Origin of the sequence: Novimethylophilus kurashikiensis, from assembly GCF_003112435.1 — a bacterium.
Lineage (GTDB): Bacteria > Pseudomonadota > Gammaproteobacteria > Burkholderiales > Methylophilaceae > Novimethylophilus > Novimethylophilus kurashikiensis.
Genome location: NZ_BDOQ01000003.1, coordinates 495395 through 514548 on the forward strand (window position 1 = coordinate 495395; position 19154 = coordinate 514548).

Consider the following 19154-nt stretch of genomic DNA (forward strand, 5'->3'; position numbering starts at 1 on the left):
CGCATGCCGCATTCTCGACTTTCGGCTGCGCTCCAGCTGCACGACTATCCTTCCAGCTTTCCGGTCGCCCGTAGCCTCGGCCGGCACATCCATTTCCACCTGGGCCCGACTAATTCCGGCAAAACATACGAAGCCTTGATGGTGCTGCAAAACGCTGCTTCGGGTGTCTATCTCGCCCCCTTGCGTCTGCTGGCGATGGAAATCCGGGATCGCTTGATGGATGCGGGCGTGCCGTGCAACCTCGTCACCGGCGAGGAGCGGGTGCTGATTCCCGGCGCCCGCCATACCGCCTGCACGGTTGAGATGATGAATCCGCAGCGCGAGGTCGACGTCGCCATCATCGATGAAATCCAGATGCTGCAGGACGAAGGCCGCGGCTATGCGTGGACGGCAGCACTGGTCGGCGCCCCGGCCAAGGAGGTTTACGTGTGCGGATCGGACGCGGTGACCGAGCCGTGCGTGCGGACCATCGAAGGATTGGGCGAGACTTACGAGATCACCCGGCTGGAGCGAAAGACGCCGTTAGTGCTGGAGACGGAATCGCTGAGCGGCCCCCGCTACAATCGCTGGAAACTCAAGAAACACATTCGCAAAGGTGACGCTGTTATTGCCTTTACGCGTAAGGATGTGCTCACTTTAAGCGCACGCATCCGCCAATGGGGATTCGGCGTTGCTAGCATCTACGGAGCCCTTTCGCCCGAAGTCCGGCGCACCGAGGCGCGTCGTTTTAACGACGGCGAGGCGGACGTGCTGGTGGCAACCGATGCCATCGGCATGGGGCTCAATTTGCCGATTCGGCGGGTGGTGTTCTCCACCACGCAAAAATTCGACGGCACGGCGACGCGCGACCTCAATGCGACGGAAGTACGGCAGATTGCAGGCCGGGCCGGGCGCTACGGCATTTATCCGGTGGGGTACGTGAACGCATTTGAGGACGACGAACTGCTGCACCTCGACCACATGCTGGCGACCTCGGATAAATCGGACCTGCAAAAACTGCCGGTGACGCCCAATTTGTTTCACATGCAATACCTCGCGGAAGCGCGGCATAGCGACAAAATTGGCGAATTGCTGGCGTTTTTTTCGGAACAGATCGGCATCGACAGCCCGTATTTCGAAACTGCCACATTGGGACTGCATGTGGCGCAGGGCGCCCTCATCGACGAGTTCGCGCCGGATTTGCCGCTCGTACATAAATTCGCTTTTTCCTGCGCACCGGTCTCGCTCGACAAGGACCACGAACGCGATTATTTCCTCGCCTGCTTGCGCAGTTTCGCAGCGCAAAAACCCCGCGGGTTGCCTCAAGCGCCGCCGTGGCTCGCTTCCACCAGCCCTCGTCATCTGGAAGAGGCTGAATACCTCAGCAAGGACTTGAGCCTCTATGCCTGGCTATCCTTCAAATACCCGGGCATCTTTCACCAAAGCGAGGAAGTGCCTGCCCTACGCGCTCGCATCAGCCGCTATATCGAACAGGCACTGCTCACCCAAGCGGGTTTCGGCGACACCTCCAAAGAACTCTTCTACGGCTATCGCTGATTGCCTTGCGCAGGGACGCTGTCCTGCGGCGCTCTGCGGAAAATCTGGTTGGCGGGCTTGCCCGGCAACTCCTGACGGCTGCGCTCGGGGCGTTCCGACCTTTCGCGGGAATGCTCGCCTGGCGCCTCGATACCGCGGGGCGCTTGATGTTCAAGCGGCTGCGGAGCAGGAACGGCCTCCCGACGCTCTACCGGCGGAACTGCCGTGCCAAAGGAGCGCAGTTCGCGCTGATCTTGACTTCGTTGATCTTGATCACCCCCCCGTCGATCGGGAATGCGCTGCTCTGGCACATTCTGGGGTTGCGGCTGACGTTGCAAAGTCATGGAAGACGAACGCTCGGTAGACTCCGGTACCACTGGCTGCATTTGCGGCGGCGCAGAGCGGATCGTCGGCATAGTCTGCTCCTGAGGGCGCAAGGTGGAGTTCCGAATCTCGTCGCGGTCGCTTTCTCGCCGATGCGGCGCTGGTACCACGCGCACATCCGTCGGCGGTGTTATTTGTTGGATCGGGGCTGGCTGCTGTATGGCCATGGGTGCAGCGTTGCGTTGACTGCGTTCATATTTGGGCGGCAACGGCGCACGCTCGCGCTCCGGTCCAGTTTGCGTACCGAACTGCGGCCGGCGCATATCTCCATTACTCGACGGCGACGGCGTCACGATACGCGCCCCCAGCCCCATTGCGGGCCGGTTCTGGTCAATCTGCCAGGGCACCCGCACTTCGGGCGGCTTGCGAACCGCGATGACTGGCCTTGCCATGATCTGCTCGGGCGGTTTTGCCGCCTTGGGCGCACCGGCCACCAAGGCGGTCGGCGAAGGTTGTACCGGGATGGCTCCTTGCAAGGGTTTCATATCGCGCGGAGCCGTTTTCTTCATCGCGAAACTCTTCACATCGGCCTTGCCGAAACGATCCGCTGGTGCCGTCACCACGGCATTGGCAAAGCGGCTGTTGGCGTAGTTGATCTGGTTGATGTTGACGATGTTGGTTTGGTTGATCACCGTATTGTTGGCCACGCGCGGGCCATTCCAACCGCCCCACCAGGGATGTCCCACGAATCCCGGCCGCCCCCACCACGGGCGCACCGGCTCGCCCCAGCTGAGCGCTACCCAACCCAAGGTGCCGCCTATCGTCATGCTGACGCCGGAACGCACCGGTGCCGGACCGTAGAACGCCACCAGGGCTGGTGCATAGACAGGCCGTGCACGAACTGTACCCGGCGCCCACATCCAGTAGTTGTTGCGGCATATCCAGCGACCATAGTGGAACGGTGCCCAACCCCATGGCGAATCGTCGATCCACGTCCATTGGTAGTACGGGTCCCATATCCAGCGGCCGGTGCTGTAGGGCACCCAGCCAGAAGGAACGTCGTCCGGCACCCAGACCGGGCCGTAATCCTCTACGACGCGCCAGCTGCCGTAGTGATCGAGCTCGCTAGCTCCGGCCACGCCAGGTGGCAGGTAACGCTCGCTCATGGCATCGACCAAGTCATTGGTACGGTCGTAGTTCCACCGGTCCCATCCGTCCAGCTCAGGTGCAACATAGGCTTCGGCCCGCGCCGTCTCGTTGCCCTGCACCACGATTTCTTCCGAGGGCTGAACGCTCATGGATTGTCCGCCGGCAGGAATCACCGTGGCATGGCCGCCGCGACGTGTGACGAAATGGACGTCGTCGTTCACGTCGATGCGGTAATAGCCGGGGCGATCGATGGTGAAGACCGAATTCGGCGTATCCACCTCGACTACGTAGCCATTGGATGGCAGCGAGCGTAGGTCGAAGGAAACGCGCCCACCCGTCACCTTCACTTGCAGGTAATCCGGCGTTTGTTCGACCAGGGAGAGTTGTGTGTCATCGTCGGCGCGGATAAACGCCCGGCTTTCGGCTTGAAGTTCCAGTTCGGAATCTCGGCCGACATAGAGGGCGTCGCCGCGTGCCAGGGGAGTATTGATATGGGCCTGGGCCCAGTCTTCGGCGCCGTAGCGCCAGAACGATACCTGACCATTGATATAGCTCAGCCTGAGCGGATTGACGTCGTTATCGTCTGCGGCAAAGGCCGACTGACCTAGGCCTAATACCAGGGCAGCGGCCGTCAGCAATTTCGGGATAAACGGGAGCATATAAGGGCTCCTAGAATTGGGAAAAAGCGCCGATTGTTCGGCACTTTCATTCAACGCCGTCCCGACCGCTGCGGTTGACCCTTTGCCCCGCATTCACCCGTTGATAATTTCGCCGCCGTTGGGATGCAGCACTTGTCCGGTCATGTAGCTTGCATCTCGCGACGCCAGGAACACATAGGCTGGGGCGATTTCGCTAGGCTGCCCAGGGCGGCCCAAGGGTACTTGGCTACCGAATGATTTGACCTGATCGGCTTCGAAGGTCGCCACGATGAGAGGCGTCCATACCGGTCCCGGCGCTACGGCATTGACCAGGATCCCTTTTTTGACCAATTGCTGCGACAACGAGCGGGTATAAGCAACGATGGCGCCCTTGGTCGCCGAGTAATCCAGCAAGTGTTCGCTGCCTCGATAGGCCGTGACCGATGCAGTGTTGATAATTCGAGCGCCTTCCTTGAGATGCGGCAGCGCGGCCTTGACCGTGTAGAACATCGAGAAAATATTGGTACGAAAGGTTTTCTCCAGCTGGGATTGCGCAATGTCTTCAACACTCTGCTGCGGGTATTGCTGGGCGGCATTGTTGACCAGCACGTCCAAACGACCGAACGAGGCCACGATCTTTTCCACCACCTGCCGGCAGAAGTTTTCATCCGCAACGTCACCCGCTATCGTCACGCACTTCCGGCCTTCTGCTTCCACCAGCTCGCGCGTCTTTTCGGCATCCTCGTGCTCGTTGAGGTAAGCGATGGCCACATCCGCTCCTTCACGCGCAAACGTCACGGCCACGGCGCGACCGATACCGCTGTCCCCGCCAGTAATCAAGGCGGCCTTGTCGCGCAGCTTCTGGCTGCCCCGATATTCGGGATCGATGTATACCGGCTGCGGATGCATCTCCGCTTCGATGCCGGGTTGGCGGTTTTGATGCTGGGGCGGATTAAGGGGCGGTTTGGTTTCGGCTTGCATGGCGGGCTCCGATCAATCCAAAAAAGGATTGTAGGGAGCTCGAGCCGGGTTTGACTGTGGCTTGCGCCACAAAGGCAAGGTTAGAACTTTTTCTGAAGCGCCATCATGGTCTGGAAGACCGGGAGTTCGCTCACGAGGATGGCGTCGATCATGGTGTCCAGCAGCTCGCCGTCGATGGTGAAGTCGTCAACGCCGCCGTCGCCATAGACTACATACGGCGCTTTTTCGCCCATCATCTTGCGAGCTTCGTTACGCAGCCAGCGATACCTTGCTGCGTCGAGCAAATCGGCAAGATCAGGAGGGCTCAACTGGGCTGTTTCCTGAATATCCGTCTCTTGCTGATCCGCCGAAGCCATTGCTCCTCCTAAGTGTGCAGCACTTCTATGAATTATTTTTGATGAGGTGCCACATTACACCAGAAAGGTGGAGTAAGGCTAGGGTACCTGCCATGCAAGTACCCTCACCCTGGCTTCGCCTTTTGGGGCATACCCGTCATGCTGCCCATTCTATCCTCTACAGCCCTAATCTCAACAAGGGAAAACCTATCAGAACGGATAGTTGCCTCCCCAAGAAAAAGTGAGTTAGCAGAACCATTTTGATTCCGTCAGGCTGCCTCCGCCATGGCACACAAGGCGTCGTAGCTCTTCTCGATATCGACGTAGAGCGCAATTGCATTTTCGACACCAATCCTCACCGGCGGACCGAAGCGCGAGGTCACCACACCGGCGCGCTTGAGCAATCGTTCGATGGCCGTCGTGGTGACAGTCACATACTGCTCGATGCCCATGCGGTGCCCGTAGGCGATGATGTTGGAAATGGACTCCATCGCCAGCTCGGAAAACCCAAAACTATGGCGCCCCTCAGTCTCGATGGCGAAACGGCTCAGCTCCCAGATTTGGGGATGTTCCGGTGCCGGCTGGCCGTGCAGCAGCACGGGAAACGAATCCTTGAGCATATACGGCCCTTCGGTCGGCAAGATGCGCCAGCAGCCTCGCAGCAGGCCGCCCGGTTCCTTCATCAGCATGTAATGCGGTTCGATGGCGTCGTAGCCGTCGATCTCCATGCCGCTCATGACGGGCACGTCCCACCCCATCCGATCCTTGAACACCTTGGCCCGCAGCTTGTGCATGTCCCACAGGTCCTTGCTCTGAAACTCACGACGACTGGCGATCTGAATTTGCAATGACATTCTGGTGCCTCCATTCCGATTGGTTATGCAGGAGGCATGAATGATTATGCGTTTTGGCTGTTCGCATAACTATCAAGGTTGATAGGTATGCACATGGAAAAAACACTTTCAAAATCGCTTATTGATATCCGGCTTCCACTGGAGATCAAGTGACCGGAATCATAGTCAAGCAATTGATAATAAAAGGCTTAGGAGTCAAACAGCATGAAAGACAACGTTCGTGTTCCGCCCAAGCATGCGGCGCTCAGTCCGGAAATATTGCGCGAAGTGCGCATTGCCCGGCGCGAGAGCCAGACCAAGTTCTGGCGGCGCTTTGGCGTGACGCAATCGCGCGGCAGCCGATTCGAACTCGGTACGGAAATCCCGCCCTCAGTGGCCATCCTGGTCAAGTTGTATTTCGAGGGAATCGTGAGCGACGGCGATTTGTGGCGTGCACGTCGTAGCCACAACGGCGGCAGGAGCCGCAACGGGACCGGTGACGTCGCCGCAGCCTAAAGCGGTCTGCGCCTCAGTCGGGGTTGATCAGACCCAATCGGATCGCTTTGACGATGGCTTGCTGACGGGTCGATACCTTGAATTTGCGGCGTGCGTTGGCGAAATGGAAATTCACCGTGGCTTCTGCGCAATTCATGATGCGGGAGATTTCCCAGGAAGATTTACCCTTCATCGCCCACTGCAAGCTTTCCAGCTCGCGTCGGGTGAGCCTTACGGCCAAATCGGCATGAGCCGCATTGGCGAACTTGAGCGAGGATTCGAAAACGTAGTCGCGGATCAAGGCCAATTCAGGCATGAAACGACCTAGCTCGCGCCGGAATTTCTTATCGGCCAGCGTATCGGAAACAAAGCTGATGACCCCGAATTCACCGTTGGCGCCATGTACCGGGTAGGTAATGCCCGAGCGGATACCGTAGCCGCTGGCCTCTTCATACAACTCGCGCTGCCTGGGGGCTGAGAAAGTCGTCGGTTCCCACACCAGTGGCAAAGTGCTGTGAAGGCAGTGGCCGACGGTAGGGTCGACGTAATGGAGTTTTTCGGAATCGTATTTGCTGCGCCAGTTAGCGGAATAGTTGCTGCGCAAAAAGGCCTGTTCCAGCGGTGTTTGACGATTCGGTACCACGCCGTACAAGGTTTGTTCAAAACCGTGTTCGCGCGCGATCTCGAAAAGCGCGGCGCTCCAGGCTTCTTCCGTCTCGCAATCCAACAAACCGAGCAATGCATCGATCTTGACCACGTAAGCTCCCCTTTCTGGCTTGCATGGCGGGTTTCACAATTCTTTTTATTGTTTGTGCCGTGACCTGCATTGGCACGAGATTTCAGGATTATGTAAAGAGTGAGCGCTTAATGCAACCCTGTGCCAAACAGGGCTCATGCTGAAGCGTGACGCCCTGTCAGTTTTTGCACGATAAGGCTGCCCACCATATCGCCTTCGACGTTCACCGAAGTTCGCAATGTATCCAGTAGACGATCTATCGGCAACAAGATGGCGATCGCTTCGGCCGGCAATCCCACCGATTGCAGCACCATCACCATCGTCACCATACCGGCACTTGGAATGCCTGGGGCGCCCATGGCAGCAACCATTGCGACCATAAAAACGATCAGTTGCTGCGAGAAACCAAGATCGATGCCGGCCAGATTGGCGATAAAGAGCGCGGCGGCAGCCTCATACAATGCCGTACCGTCCATGTTGATGGTGGCGCCCAGCGGTAGCACGAAGCCGGCAATGCCCGGGCTCACATGCAAATGCTGCTGCATGCAGCGCAAGGTGACTGGCAGTGTGGCAGAACTTGAGCTTGTGGCGAACGCCGTAATCAGCGCCTCGCGTCCGCCTCGCCAAAACTTGAGCGGCGTGACCCCGGTCACCGCAAACAATATCAAGGGCAAGACGACCGCAGCATGCAACAAGGTCGTGCCCATGATCACCGCGACGAATTTGACGAGCGTCGTCAGCAAGGCAGCGTCTTGCGTCGCGACCAATTTGGCCAGCAACGCCATGATGCCGAACGGCGCCAACTGCATGATCCAACCCACCATGAGCAGCGTGAGATCCAGCCCTTCGTGCAGCACGCCCAGAATATTACGGTAGCGCTCGCCGCCCACGACCAGCGCAATACCCACAAAAAGCGCAAACATGACGATGGCCAGCACATTGCCTTGCGCCAGCGCGGCAAAGGGATTCATGAACAACCCATGGAAGAAGCTCGCGACAAATTCGGGAAAGCCCATGTGCTTGCTCTCGTAGTTGCTCATGGCATCGTGGAACAACGCAAGATTCAGCCCCTTGCCTGGCGCGAACAGGTTTGCGGCACCCAACCCCAGGATCATCGCGATTGCCATGGAGAATACGAAAAAACCCAGCGTCAGCATCCATACACGATGGATCTGATGATGCTGACGCAGGTTAGCGACGCCCACCGCAATCGAGGTAAACACCAGCGGCACCAGAATCATCTTGAGCAGGTCGACGAATAGCGTTCCGACCAATGACGCCGCGTACAAGCCGCGCTGGGTAACCGGCGCATCCGAACCAAGGTGAACCATGCCCAGACCGAGCAGGATGCCTGCCACTGCCCCAAAAACGATTCGGGTATTGAGTGAAAGCTTCATACCGACTCCATTCATAATCGCAGGATCAGAAAGAGATAAATCCCACCCAGTGCCCTCAGCACTCCACCGCGGCTATGCCCAGCTCCCCGCGCCCTCTAGGATGGCAGCCAGGGCGTGGCACCAGCAATCGCTCATCGGCGCGTAAGCACCGCCGCGAAAAAGCCGTCCGTACCGTGCTTGTGCGGCAGCAGCTTGAGAAAGTCGCCGGTATCGAGCTCGATTTTCTGCTGGGCCAGGATTTCAGCCGCGTTCGCTTGCTCGAATTCCGGGTGCTGTGCCAAAAAGGCGGCGACTACGCCTTCGTTCTCCGCCTCCAGCAAGCTGCAAGTCGCGTAGACCAGGCGACCGCCCGGCTTGACCAGCTTGGCGGCAGCTTCGAGGATATTGCCCTGCTTGACGGTCAGCTCGGCAATGTCCATCTCGCTCTGGCGCCATTTGAGATCAGGATTACGGCGCAAGGTGCCAAGCCCGCTGCACGGCGCATCCACTAACACACGGTCGAATTTCTGGGCGAGGCGCTTGAGTTTCTGGTCGCGCTCGTTGGCGATGAGTTGGGGATGCAGGTTGGACAAGCCGCTACGGGCCAAGCGCGGACGCAGATTGGAGAGGCGACGTTCGGACACATCGAAGGCATACAAGCGACCGGTGTTGGCCATGATGGCGCCCAGCGCCAGCGTCTTCCCGCCCGCGCCAGCGCAGAAATCGGCCACCATTTCGCCGCGGCGAGGCGCGACCAGGGCAGCCAACAACTGGCTGCCTTCATCCTGCACTTCGACCACGCCCTTGTTGAACAGCACATGCTGGTTGAGCGCAATCTTTTCCTTGAGCCGCACGCCATCGGGCGAGTAGGGCGTAGGAGTGGCCGTCAGGCCTTCCTTGGTGAACAAGGCCAGCACCGCCTCGCGCTGTCCCTTGAGCCGATTGACACGTAAATCGAGCGGCGCGGTTTGTTGCAGGCTGCGCGCTATGGCCAATGCTTCTTCCTCGCCGTATTGCGCTACCAATCGCTCCCACAGCCAATCAGGCAGCTCCGCCTGGACGGCGAGCGGGAGATTGTCGGCCGGTTTGGCCTTGATTTCGCGTAGCCATTCGACCTCGGTCTTGCGCAGGAACGGTTCCAGCTCGCGCGGGCTAAGGCCGTTGACGCGCACCAAACATGCCAATACTAGCCGACGCGGGCTAGCTTCCGGCGCAAGGTAATCGAGAAAGCGACGCCGACGCAGCAAGGCATAGGCTGTTTCGGCGATAAAGGCGCGGTCGTGCGAGCCCAATTTACGGTGATTGCGGAAATAGGCGGAAAGCCTTGCGTCGGCGGGGCCGCTGCCTTCCTGCAACTCGGTGATGGCTTCGACGGTAGTATCGAAAAGTGCGGGCGAAATTGCCATGTTGATAGGTTTCCTGATTAAGCCCCGCGCGGCGGGACGTTTTGTTTATTCTGTTAGGACAAGCCGCGTCACCATGAGATCGACGAACGCGCCATCTTTCTCGGTGCGGCGGATGCGGATCGGCAAGTAGCGATATTCCGAAGCCAGCCAAAGTTCCGTCCGCTCGTCGCCGTCGTTGTTGCTGCGGCCGATGTGCAGCGCTTTGAGCTTGCCCATGGGAGTATCCAGCGTGTCCTCGCCTTCGAAGTTGTAGACGTAGGTCCTCAGTTTCTTGCCGGTCACCATGGTGATCTGCATTTGCTCTAGCGGCGGCATGAACATGAACTGGTACATGAAGCTCAGCATGTCCTGCGTACCCGGCGAGAGGGGTTTAGTTTCGGTACGCTTGCCGGTGTCCATGACAAGGCTCTGCGCATCCCAGTCGAAACTCGCCGTCTGCGGCCTGCTGCCGGTGATTTTCTGCGTGAATTTCAACGGCTGCAGCCCCTTGTCGGTGATCAGCCCCTCGCTATGCTGCTCGATGCTGCCCGAAATGAACAACACCACCGGCATGCTCATTTCGCCTACCAGGCGATAGTGATTGTTCTCATCGCGGTCGAAGGTTTGCTTGCCAGCACCTTTGCTGCCGTTCGCGCCACGGAATTCGATTTCCACATGCCGCGGCGGAGGGGGTACCGAAACCGGCTCATCCGGAATTTTCGGCAGCGTATCGGCGGGTGACTCTACCGGTGGAGAAGTCGTCGGCTCCGGTTCAGGGGTTGCCTGGGCCACGGGCTGGGCAGCCGGCGTAGCATCGGCCTGCGGCGGAGGCATCTTGGGTGGCTCGTGTACTTCAGGCCTGGCCACCGGTTTCGGCTTGGGCATCGGCCTTGGTTTCGGCGGTCGGGCCGGTTTTTCAGGCTCGGGCGGTTTCGGCGCTGCAACGGGCCGGGGGGCAGGTGCCAAAGAAACGCTGATGACTTCATGGCTGCCGTCCCAGTCCGGCAAGGGGATTTCCGCCTGGAATACGAGCAGCAGGTGCAGCGCCAGCGAAACCACAAGCGCCCAAAGCAGCCGCTGGCGAAGCAGCCTGGGCATGGGTTATTCGATGCTCAAGCTGGTCAGCACCTGCTCGATGCGAGCGCCGTTGTCGTCGCGCAGCACGATTCTGGCCGGAACGAAATGCTTGTCGACGGCGAGCCAGAACTCCTTGTCATCGTCGCCCTCGTCCTTGCCGGCATTGGCAAGCTTGATTACCTTGAGGCCACCCAACACGTCCAGCTTATCCTCCGGACGTGTCACCTGATAACGATAAGTGCGAACACGCTTGCCGGTCGTCACTGGCATCACGATTTCATCCGCCGCTGGCGGCTGAAACATGAACTGGTAGGGAAAGCTCGCGAGATCCTGCGTTTCTGGTTCAAGATCGACGGTATTGGCCTTGCTCTTCACCGTCATGGTGAGCTTGCCGCCTTCCCAATCGAAATCTGCCGTCACCTTTTTCTTGCTATTGTCACCCTGCTGCAACTCGAAATGATGCGGCTTGAGCCCATGCGCCGTGACTTCGCCGTCGCTGGTCAGATGGCGTTTTCCCAGCAAGGCGTAGACGCCGATACCCGAAGTCACGCTTTCGATGCGGTAATGGCTGCCATCACGGCTGAAGGTTTCGTTAACCTTCGCGAAGGGCTTGCCGTCGCGTGTTGCCTCATAGACCACCGTCACTTTTTGCGGCGCGGTTAGTTGCGGCGCGCTCAGGGCCACTATGGGCGCGGACGTCGCAGCGACCAACCCCAACAGTAACAGGAACAGTGTTTTCATGGTGTGATAACGCAAGGCCTCGGGTAGCAGACGACCGTTATTTGACGATGGTCTGCTCTTCGCCGTTGTTGCGTTGGCGCACATGACCGATGCGATAGACGGTCTCGCCTTCGGCTTCCAACAGGCGCTGAGCTTGCTCGGCGTCGGCCGCAGAGACGATCACCACCATGCCGATACCGCAGTTGAACGTGCGGTGCATTTCGTCGTGCGTGACGTTACCCTGCTGTTGCAGCCATTGGAACAGCGGCGGCAACATCCACGCAGTGCTGTCGATTTCGGCCGTTACGTTTTCGGGCAGCACACGCGGCACGTTGCCGGTGAGGCCGCCGCCGGTGATATGCGCCATGCCCTTGACCTGCAGCGTAGCCAACAGCTTGAGCAGCGGCTTCACGTAGATGCGGGTCGGCGCCATGACGACATCGCGGAACGGCTTGCCGTGGAAGTCGCTGTCGAGATCGATGCCCGACATGTCGATCAACTTGCGCACCAGCGAATAGCCGTTGGAATGCGCACCGCTGGAAGCCAGGCCCAGCACCACATCCCCCGCGGCAATCGTCGAGCCGTCGATGATGGCGTCTTTTTCGACGCATCCCACGGCAAAGCCCGCCAGGTCGTACTCGCCCGCGGGGTACATGCCCGGCATTTCTGCCGTTTCGCCGCCCACCAGCGCACAGCCGGCTTGTTCGCAACCGGCGGCGATGCCCTTGATGACTTGGCCGGCCGTGCCGACTTCAAGCTTGCCGCAGGCGAAGTAATCGAGGAAGAACAGCGGCTCGGCGCCCTGCACCAGAATATCGTTGACGCTCATGGCGACGAGGTCGATACCTACCGTGTCGTGCTTGTTGAGCTGGAATGCCAGTTTCAGCTTGGTGCCGACGCCGTCCGTGCCGGACACCAACACCGGATTTTTATATTTTTTCGGCACTTCGAACAAGGAACCGAAGCCGCCGATGCCGGCCAGCACTTCGGGGCGCATGGTGCGCTTGGCGAAAGGTTTGATGTCTTCGACCAGCGCGTCGCCCGCATCGATATCGACGCCGGCATCGCGGTAGCTGATGGATGGTTTTTGATGATCGGGAGCGCTCAAGTTGTGTTCTCGCTGTCAGCAGGATAAATTACGGTTTTTTCGAATTTTACCGCGAAACGGCCAAATGCGAGACAACAGTACTGGCTTATCTCAATTCTTTTGGCTGATTCCCCTCGCGGCCGGCCTCTGGTTGCTGTATCGCCTCGGCCCGATTCTCGCACCGTTCATGTTCGGCATCATCCTCGCCTACATTTTCAACCCCATCGTCGACTGGCTGGAAAAAAAACGCGTGCCGCGTAGCGTGGGCGCCGTATTGGCGCTACTCATGCTCATCAGCACCTTTGCCGGGCTGGCGCTCATCATTGCGCCACTGATTAGGAGCGAGCTCCAGCAGTTCATCGCCCACCTTCCCGGTTATCTGGATTCGATCAAGAAAAATGCTGCGCCCTGGCTGCATACGCGTTTCGGCATCGACGTCGCGCTGGATGCGGACGAATTCAAGACCTACCTGACCGGCCATCTTTCCAATGCGAAGGATTTGGCTGTCGGCCTGTTGCCCTCGATCAAATCGGGCAGTCTTGTAGTCGTGGGTCTGGCAACCAATTTGTTGTTGGTTCCGGTGGTGTTTTTCTACGTGCTGCGAGACTGGAACAGTCTCATGATCCGGGTAGAAAGCCTGTTGCCGCGCCGCTGGCATGCGCTTACTACGCAAATCGGGCGCGAAATCGATACCGTGCTTTCCGAGTTCTTGCGCGGCCAACTCTCCGTCATGCTGGTCATGAGCATCTATTACGTAACTGCGCTGCACTTCGCGGGGCTGGAATTCGCGCTGCCGATCGGCCTGGTCGCCGGGATGCTGGTGTTCATCCCCTACCTCGGTTTTGCGGTGGGCCTGACGCTGGGAATGCTGGCCACACTCATGCAGTTTCAAGGATTCAGCGGAGTACTGCCCGTCGCTATCGCCTTCGGCATCGGGCAATCGCTGGAAGCCATGGTGGTCACGCCCTTCCTTGTCGGCGAGCGCATCGGCTTGCATCCCGTGGTCGTGATTTTCGCCTTGCTGGCTTTCGGCGAACTGTTCGGCTTTTTCGGCATCCTGCTCGCCCTGCCGGTCAGCGCCACCCTGCTCGTGGGCTTGCGCCACGTACGCAGCCACTACCTCGATAGCGAGTTCTACCAGAATTGAAACAAATGCTTCTCGATTTCCAGCCGGCTCCGGTGCCGTCGCTGGTGAATTTCGTCGTCGGCCGCAACCAGGAATTGATCGATGCACTGCGTACCCTGCCCCTTGCCGAGCAAGGCGCTGCTTCGCTCTACGTATGGGGAGAAAGCGGCAGTGGCAAGACGCATCTGTTGAAAGCCGCCACCGCGTTGTATCTTTCCCGCGGCCTGAATGCAGCCTATGTCGAAGAAGCTACGGACTGGTCGCGACTTTCGGCTTACGATGCAGTGGCGGTGGATAACGTCCAAAACCTCGACGAAGACAGCCAGGTCGGTCTTTTCAACCTGTTCAACGAGTTTCGCGATGCCGGCCGCCCGCTCATCGTTGCCGGCCGAGATGCTCCGCAAGCACTGGAAGTGCGTCCCGATTTACGGACGCGGCTGGGATGGGGCTTGGTGTACCAGGTGCAAGCGCTCTCGGATGACGAAAAATCCCAGGCGCTGCAACGTCACGCCAACGAACGCGGGTTTCGCCTGCCGCAGGAAGTTATCGATTACCTGCTGGCCCACGTACGCCGCGACTTGCCCACGTTGATGGGCGTGTTGGATTCCCTCGACAAATGGTCGCTCACCGCCAAAAAGCCGGTGACGGTTTCGCTATTGAAGCAATTGCTGCAACCGGCTTCTTCGCCCACGCAATAAAAGGGGACTGTCATGGCTAGCATTAACGTCAAGCAAATCGACGATACGACCTTTGATGTCGCCGTTGAGGATAGGACTTCCACCCATCACACCGTTACGGTTCCTCTCGAATATGCGGCATCCGTCGCGCCAGGAGTGCCACTAGGGCGTTTGGTCAGGACATCGTTCGAGTTTTTGCTGGAGCGCGAGTCGAACAGCAGCATCCTGCGGAAATTCGATTTACCGGTCATCGCCCGTTACTTCCCGGAATACCGAACCGAAATCCGCAAGATGCTGGACCGGGATGAGGCGCGCTAACTCACCGCAGTAAAGTTTTTGAGGGTATCGGCCACACCTTTGGTATGCCCCGCAATGTGGGCCGTTTGACTACTAGCTTCCTCGATCGACTGCAACATGCCGGACAAATCAGCCACGTTGTCCGATTGCACTTCAATGGATTGGGCCACCTGCTCGATCTCCCTCGCCAACTGGGAAATATCTGCACCGATTTCCGTTGCACTCGATCGAGACTTCTCTGCCAATCCACGCACCTCGTCCGCCACCACCGCAAACCCGCGCCCGGCATCACCTGCTCGCGCTGCCTCAATGGCAGCATTCAACGCCAGCAAATTCGTCTGGTCGGAAATTTGCTGAATCACTTCCACAACCCCTTGGATGCGCTGGCTGGCAATAGCCAATGAGCGCGCGTTTCCGGCGACATCCTTGGCTTGCTGCGTCAGGAACGATACGGTTGAACTGGCTTGGTGAATAACGTGCGTCTGTTCGTCCAGTTGATGGGTGAGGCCGTCGACAGAGCTGTACAAGTCTTCGGCGCAAACCTCCAATTGGTGGGCCGTGCTTTCGCGCTGCTCGTTCGCATTGCGTAACGCATCGCCCAAGCTGTTAAGGCCATCCACGACGGAACGAATGTTGTTATCGAAATTGAGCGCATCCAGTTTGTTGTCGAATTTTTGCTCTTTGTAATCTGCGATTTGTTGCACGATGACACGCGACAACCCACCCAGCTTGCCAATCTGGCGCCGCAGAAAGAACGCCTTGAATTCGCCGTGATGCGCCACGAAGTTATCGACATAATCATCGTTGAACGCCTCGCCCTGGCTCACCTTGAAAAAGAAAATCGCCGTCAGTGTCTGGTTGAGGTTGAGCCCCAAGATTTCGCCAAAGGTCGAGTACCCGGCGATCGGAATGCCCTCGAAAATCCTGCCCATCGCCGATAATTCCGGGCCGTTGTAGAGCCGGCGCAGGATACAGTCGTTGAAAATACCGGCAAAAGCAGGCTTCGGCTTGCCCTGCATGAATTTCCTGAAACTATTCTCCGTGGTGCTGACAAGGCCGGTACGCTTGACCAGCAGCAACTCGTCGCCAGGCGCCACATCGCAATAGAAATGAATGATGTTTTCGTCCAGGTCGATCTTTTGCACCGAGCGTACGTACAGCTCGTCGCGCACGCGAATGGCAAAGGAATAATCCGCCAGCTTGCGCTCTAGCTCTTGCTGGCTGCAATTCAAAACGACGCATAGGGCATCGATCAGCGGCACGATGCGACCTTCGCCGTTGATGACCTGACTGATGTTGCGACGTTCCAGGGATGCGGTCAGCACCTGGAAACTTGTTCCGGTCGGCTCAAAATTCTGCGTCTTGAACACGCCGAAGCGGACGCCGGGCGCGGTTTTGACAAAAGCGATCAGCGCATGGTTTTCCAGCCGCTGTTTCCCGTCATGCATCCAGGTATTACGGAAATCGAACTTGCCGCCCGCTGAGCCGCCGACGAACAGGCATGGAAAACGCCCTGACTCATAAAGCGCTTCCATGAAAAACGATTCGGAAACCGAAAGACCATCGAATGCAATCAGCGCCAAGGTGTCGCGATGGTCGATATCCATCCGAACCTGCATCTGGCGTATGTTGCTTGCCAATCGGTCTAGACGGTCGCGCATCGGCGCAAATGCCCCGCCTCGCCGCAAATCCTCGCTATTAAGCGGCAGGGCTATCAATTCCACCTGCGAGATCACACTGCTATCGAACAGCTGCAAGACAACATGATCCCAGGCGCCTTCTGCCGAACGGTACATATTGCCGGGGTCGACATTGCAGAGCTCGCCCGCAGTACTGCAAATCTGCATGGGAACTCCCGGAAACCGGGTGGCGACCTGACGGGCTACCGCATCGATATCCAGATGAGGCGAAACGTAGCCGCTAATGAAAACGGGAGTTATGCCAAGAGAAGCAAGCTTATCGGCGAGGCCGCCGAAATTGGATTGCAACGTCACGATGCCCGGCTTTGCCGGAGCAAAATAATTTCTTATTAGACTCACATTGGTTCTCCAAAATTACAGCACCACGGAGTCTGTCACATTCCCCCAGCTAATAATACTTACAAGTCCTGTTATTAAAAAATACAATGAAATCATTAATATTCTTGATGCCGGATCTTTACGGCTCAGGCTGAGATGACTTCCGTCTCAATCGCGTCGCCCTGGCCCTTGTTGTCCGTCCAGCGCACACCGATCCTGTCTCCCGCCTTGGCGTTGCGCAGGCGGAAGGTCAGGTAGGGGTTCTTGGAAATCCCTGTGCCCCACTGGGCCTCCATGACCGTTTTTCCATTCAGCGTTGCCGTAACCAGCTGGATAAAATGCGCCGGTTCCAACTCGCCGAAATCGTTCTTGCGACGACCGGTTTCCATGGGATGGCTCATCAGCACCTTGACTTCAGTCACGCCGTTTTTGAGCTGCGCCCTTATTTTCATTCCGTTTGCCATATCAGCCGCACCCCCCAACGGCGACTTCGACCTTGCGCGAAGCCATAAAGTAGCGCCCACCAGCTTTCACTACCGCCCGCAGCTCTGAGGTTTCCGCCATCTTGATGCGCGTGACGACATAAGGGTCAACACCTTCGCTGAAGACGAAATTGGCAATGAGCGGCGTGGGATTCTTGTCGGAAATGATGGCAATCGCTTCGGTATTGGGAATGCGGCTTTCCACCTCGATCTGCACGATGGCGCCGTTTTCGGCGAGGTCGGGCGCGCTTAGCACGATGTCTTTGCTGGGCTGAGGCGACTTAGCATCCAATCCGGCAAGCGCGCCGTCCACACTGGTTGATTCGAAGGCGGGCTTGTTCCAAATGGCAGCCAACGCTTTGAGCGGCGCCAGCGCCATCAAACCGAGCAAGGCTACGCCTGCCTGTATGAAGCTTCGACGAGAATCGTTCATTTTTTCTTGGGGTCTCCTTGTAACTGGCGCAGCTCCTTGAGGCGCGCCTCGACAATGGATTGCTGGTAGAAGTCGCCGTCGCCGCTCTTCACCGCGAGTTCCATCTGCTCGACTGCGGAACCGATATCGAAATTGCGGAAATACGCCTCGCCCTGCGCTTGATGTCCCAGCAGGTTCTTGCCTTGACGCACGTAAGCTTGAGATTGCAATTCGTACAAATAACCATCCTCGGGCAGGAGCGACTCTTTTTCCGACAAAAAGTTGGCCGCCTGGTCGAGTTGGCCGGTTGAAAGCAAGGCTTCGGCATAACCGTACACCAGCCCACGATACTTGGGGAACCAGCCCAGCCCGTTACGATAACGAGCCAAGGCTTCCTTGGCCTTCCCCTCCGCCATGAGCAGGTTGGCGCCTAGCGTTTCCACCATGGGATGTCGCGGTAGCAGTGCTTGCAACGCCGCGAATTCGTGCTCTGCCCGCAAGGTATCCTGCTTGCGCAGCAAAGCCACCACTAGGCCATAGCGCTGGCTCGCCTCGTTGCTGAATTTCTTCTCGCGCAAATTCGAATCGAAATAACGTACAGCATCGCTCGGCGTGCCGACCCCGGCGCTCAGTTTGGCACGAACCATCTGGAACTCCAGGCTGTCCGGCACTTGGCGATAGGGCAGCTGCTCCACGCGGTTGCGAATTTCTGCGATACGTTCGGTCGTCAGTGGGTGGGTGCGCAGGAAGGACGGCGCGCTGCCTTCGGAAATGCGCGTGTTCTTCATCAACGTTTCGAAGAACGTCGGCATGGCGCTGGTATCGAATCCTGAATCGTTAAGGATTTGCAGCCCGACGCGATCCGCTTCCCGTTCATGCTCGCGGGTGTAATCCAGTTGCCGCTGGATGCCCCCTGCCTGGGAAGCGACGATACCGGCCTGCGCCAGTTGCGGATTGGCCCGAGCCACCAGGATAGAGGCCGCCAAAGCGGCCATGGAAGGAATGGTCGCGCGCTTTTGCGCCTCCAGCATGCGAGACATGTGGTGCTGCACCACGTGGCCGATTTCGTGGGCCAGTACGCTGGCGAGTTCGGATTCGCTGCGCGTTTGGGCAATAAGACCGGTATGCACGCCGATAAACCCACCGGGAAGCGCGAAGGCGTTGATGGTCGGATCCTGGATGACGAAGAACGAGAACGAGCGGGTATTTTCCGAGCTGTTGGAAGCCAGCCGATAACCCAGGGCACCGATGTAGTCGGCAACCTCCACGTCGCTGACCATTTCGCCGCTGGCGCGAATCTCGCGCATGATTTCTTCGCCGATGCGGCGTTCCTCCTGCGGCGGCAATACGGTTTGAGAATAATCGCCCAGGTCGGGCAGACCGTCGGCCAATGCCAATGGCGCCAGCGCCAGTGCGGCGAGCAAAAGGTACGAAAATTTCATGCTGCTATGATAATGGCTGACGAATATTAGTTCACATGAATTACAGTAA

General features: G+C 58.3%; 19 protein-coding genes. 5 read left to right on the forward strand and 14 right to left on the reverse strand.

Features of this window, described 5'->3' with window-relative positions; all coding sequences use genetic code 11:
* Window positions 1-3: 3 nt before the first annotated feature.
* Window positions 4-1536 carry an SUV3 family DEAD/DEAH box RNA helicase gene (locus NMK_RS05860; RefSeq protein ID WP_109014812.1) on the forward strand — a complete coding sequence of 511 codons (1533 nt, stop codon included), beginning with the start codon at window positions 4-6 and terminating at the stop codon, window positions 1534-1536.
* Here NMK_RS05860 and NMK_RS05865 read toward each other — a convergent pair.
* The 4 genes from NMK_RS05865 to NMK_RS05880 all read right to left on the reverse strand — a co-directional run bounded on the left by NMK_RS05865 (window position 1527) and on the right by NMK_RS05880 (window position 5796).
* Complete coding sequence (locus tag NMK_RS05865; protein WP_109014813.1) at window positions 1527-3647, reverse strand: DUF6600 domain-containing protein; 2121 nt, start codon at window positions 3645-3647, stop codon at window positions 1527-1529. The two genes, NMK_RS05860 and NMK_RS05865, sit on opposite strands and share 10 nt — an antisense overlap.
* A 93-nt stretch (window positions 3648-3740) precedes the next feature.
* Complete coding sequence (locus NMK_RS05870; RefSeq protein ID WP_109014814.1) at window positions 3741-4607, reverse strand: SDR family oxidoreductase; 867 nt, start codon at window positions 4605-4607, stop codon at window positions 3741-3743.
* Window positions 4608-4687: 80 nt separating this feature from the next.
* Window positions 4688-4963, reverse strand: a complete 276-nt coding sequence (locus NMK_RS05875; RefSeq protein WP_109014815.1) for a hypothetical protein — start codon at window positions 4961-4963, stop codon at window positions 4688-4690.
* 248 nt (window positions 4964-5211) lie between these two features.
* On the reverse strand, window positions 5212-5796 hold the full coding sequence (locus NMK_RS05880; protein ID WP_109014816.1) for an acyl-homoserine-lactone synthase: 585 nt from the start codon (window positions 5794-5796) through the stop codon (window positions 5212-5214).
* 204 nt (window positions 5797-6000) lie between these two features.
* On the opposite strand from NMK_RS05880, the gene NMK_RS05885 reads away from it, so the two are divergent.
* Window positions 6001-6291: a helix-turn-helix domain-containing protein gene (locus NMK_RS05885; RefSeq protein WP_227871383.1), complete on the forward strand. Its 291-nt coding sequence runs from the start codon at window positions 6001-6003 to the stop codon at window positions 6289-6291.
* A 13-nt stretch (window positions 6292-6304) separates the two neighbouring features.
* Here the strand turns inward: NMK_RS05885 and NMK_RS05890 are convergent, their stop codons facing one another.
* From NMK_RS05890 to purM, 6 genes are all read right to left on the reverse strand, one after another.
* On the reverse strand, window positions 6305-7027 hold the full coding sequence (locus NMK_RS05890; RefSeq protein ID WP_227871384.1) for a helix-turn-helix transcriptional regulator: 723 nt from the start codon (window positions 7025-7027) through the stop codon (window positions 6305-6307).
* A gap of 134 nt (window positions 7028-7161) precedes the next feature.
* Window positions 7162-8403: a dicarboxylate/amino acid:cation symporter gene (locus tag NMK_RS05895; protein WP_109014817.1), complete on the reverse strand. Its 1242-nt coding sequence runs from the start codon at window positions 8401-8403 to the stop codon at window positions 7162-7164.
* Window positions 8404-8534: 131 nt separating this feature from the next.
* Window positions 8535-9788, reverse strand: coding sequence for an RsmB/NOP family class I SAM-dependent RNA methyltransferase (locus NMK_RS05900; RefSeq protein WP_109014818.1), 1254 nt, complete (start codon window positions 9786-9788; stop codon window positions 8535-8537).
* Window positions 9789-9833: 45 nt separating this feature from the next.
* Window positions 9834-10865, reverse strand: coding sequence for a DUF3108 domain-containing protein (locus NMK_RS05905; protein ID WP_109014819.1), 1032 nt, complete (start codon window positions 10863-10865; stop codon window positions 9834-9836).
* Between the two features lie 3 nt (window positions 10866-10868).
* The gene (locus NMK_RS05910) at window positions 10869-11585 is read right to left on the reverse strand and encodes a DUF3108 domain-containing protein (protein ID WP_109014820.1); all 717 of its coding nucleotides are present in this window, start codon (window positions 11583-11585) and stop codon (window positions 10869-10871) included.
* 37 nt (window positions 11586-11622) lie between these two features.
* Entirely contained in the window at window positions 11623-12672 is a 1050-nt protein-coding gene (gene purM / locus NMK_RS05915; RefSeq protein WP_109014821.1) for a phosphoribosylformylglycinamidine cyclo-ligase, read from the reverse strand.
* A 64-nt stretch (window positions 12673-12736) separates the two neighbouring features.
* On the opposite strand from purM, the gene NMK_RS05920 reads away from it, so the two are divergent.
* From NMK_RS05920 to NMK_RS05930, 3 genes are read left to right on the forward strand one after another with little or no spacing between them, the layout of a single operon-like run.
* Complete coding sequence (locus tag NMK_RS05920) at window positions 12737-13798, forward strand: AI-2E family transporter (RefSeq protein WP_109014822.1); 1062 nt, start codon at window positions 12737-12739, stop codon at window positions 13796-13798.
* Window positions 13799-13803: 5 nt separating this feature from the next.
* On the forward strand, window positions 13804-14475 hold the full coding sequence (hda, locus tag NMK_RS05925) for a DnaA regulatory inactivator Hda (protein WP_306419337.1): 672 nt from the start codon (window positions 13804-13806) through the stop codon (window positions 14473-14475).
* Between the two features lie 12 nt (window positions 14476-14487).
* Window positions 14488-14772, forward strand: coding sequence for a hypothetical protein (locus NMK_RS05930; protein ID WP_109014824.1), 285 nt, complete (start codon window positions 14488-14490; stop codon window positions 14770-14772).
* Here NMK_RS05930 and NMK_RS18950 read toward each other — a convergent pair.
* The 4 genes from NMK_RS18950 to NMK_RS05950 form a co-directional block, all read right to left on the reverse strand.
* Window positions 14769-16790: a methyl-accepting chemotaxis protein gene (locus NMK_RS18950; RefSeq protein ID WP_109014825.1), complete on the reverse strand. Its 2022-nt coding sequence runs from the start codon at window positions 16788-16790 to the stop codon at window positions 14769-14771. The two genes, NMK_RS05930 and NMK_RS18950, sit on opposite strands and share 4 nt — an antisense overlap.
* Before the next feature lie 125 nt (window positions 16791-16915).
* Window positions 16916-17233 (reverse strand): thiosulfate oxidation carrier complex protein SoxZ, encoded by a 318-nt coding sequence (gene soxZ, locus NMK_RS05940; protein ID WP_109014826.1) that lies wholly within the window; start codon window positions 17231-17233, stop codon window positions 16916-16918.
* Between the two features lies 1 nt (window position 17234).
* Window positions 17235-17684, reverse strand: a complete 450-nt coding sequence (gene soxY / locus NMK_RS05945; RefSeq protein WP_109014827.1) for a thiosulfate oxidation carrier protein SoxY — start codon at window positions 17682-17684, stop codon at window positions 17235-17237.
* Complete coding sequence (locus tag NMK_RS05950; protein WP_109014828.1) at window positions 17681-19105, reverse strand: beta-barrel assembly-enhancing protease; 1425 nt, start codon at window positions 19103-19105, stop codon at window positions 17681-17683. Before NMK_RS05950 ends, soxY begins: the two co-directional genes overlap by 4 nt.
* Between the last annotated feature and the right edge of the window lie 49 nt (window positions 19106-19154).

Excerpts from the sequence above, each read along its gene's own strand:
- NMK_RS05895 (WP_109014817.1), bottom strand. The coding sequence starts at position 8,403 with ATGAAGCTTTCACTCAATACCCGAATCGTTTTTGGGGCAGTGGCAGGC.
- NMK_RS05860 (WP_109014812.1), top strand. The coding sequence starts at position 4 with ATGCCGCATTCTCGACTTTCGGCTGCGCTCCAGCTGCACGACTATCCT.
- NMK_RS05905 (WP_109014819.1), bottom strand. The coding sequence starts at position 10,865 with ATGCCCAGGCTGCTTCGCCAGCGGCTGCTTTGGGCGCTTGTGGTTTCG.
- NMK_RS05950 (WP_109014828.1), bottom strand. The coding sequence starts at position 19,105 with ATGAAATTTTCGTACCTTTTGCTCGCCGCACTGGCGCTGGCGCCATTG.
- NMK_RS05875 (WP_109014815.1), bottom strand. The coding sequence starts at position 4,963 with ATGGCTTCGGCGGATCAGCAAGAGACGGATATTCAGGAAACAGCCCAG.
- NMK_RS05920 (WP_109014822.1), top strand. The coding sequence starts at position 12,737 with ATGCGAGACAACAGTACTGGCTTATCTCAATTCTTTTGGCTGATTCCC.
- soxY (WP_109014827.1), bottom strand. The coding sequence starts at position 17,684 with ATGAACGATTCTCGTCGAAGCTTCATACAGGCAGGCGTAGCCTTGCTC.
- soxZ (WP_109014826.1), bottom strand. The coding sequence starts at position 17,233 with ATGGCAAACGGAATGAAAATAAGGGCGCAGCTCAAAAACGGCGTGACT.
- NMK_RS05900 (WP_109014818.1), bottom strand. The coding sequence starts at position 9,788 with ATGGCAATTTCGCCCGCACTTTTCGATACTACCGTCGAAGCCATCACC.
- NMK_RS05910 (WP_109014820.1), bottom strand. The coding sequence starts at position 11,585 with ATGAAAACACTGTTCCTGTTACTGTTGGGGTTGGTCGCTGCGACGTCC.
- hda (WP_306419337.1), top strand. The coding sequence starts at position 13,804 with ATGCTTCTCGATTTCCAGCCGGCTCCGGTGCCGTCGCTGGTGAATTTC.
- NMK_RS05865 (WP_109014813.1), bottom strand. The coding sequence starts at position 3,647 with ATGCTCCCGTTTATCCCGAAATTGCTGACGGCCGCTGCCCTGGTATTA.
- NMK_RS05885 (WP_227871383.1), top strand. The coding sequence starts at position 6,001 with ATGAAAGACAACGTTCGTGTTCCGCCCAAGCATGCGGCGCTCAGTCCG.
- NMK_RS05880 (WP_109014816.1), bottom strand. The coding sequence starts at position 5,796 with ATGTCATTGCAAATTCAGATCGCCAGTCGTCGTGAGTTTCAGAGCAAG.
- NMK_RS05870 (WP_109014814.1), bottom strand. The coding sequence starts at position 4,607 with ATGCAAGCCGAAACCAAACCGCCCCTTAATCCGCCCCAGCATCAAAAC.
- NMK_RS05930 (WP_109014824.1), top strand. The coding sequence starts at position 14,488 with ATGGCTAGCATTAACGTCAAGCAAATCGACGATACGACCTTTGATGTC.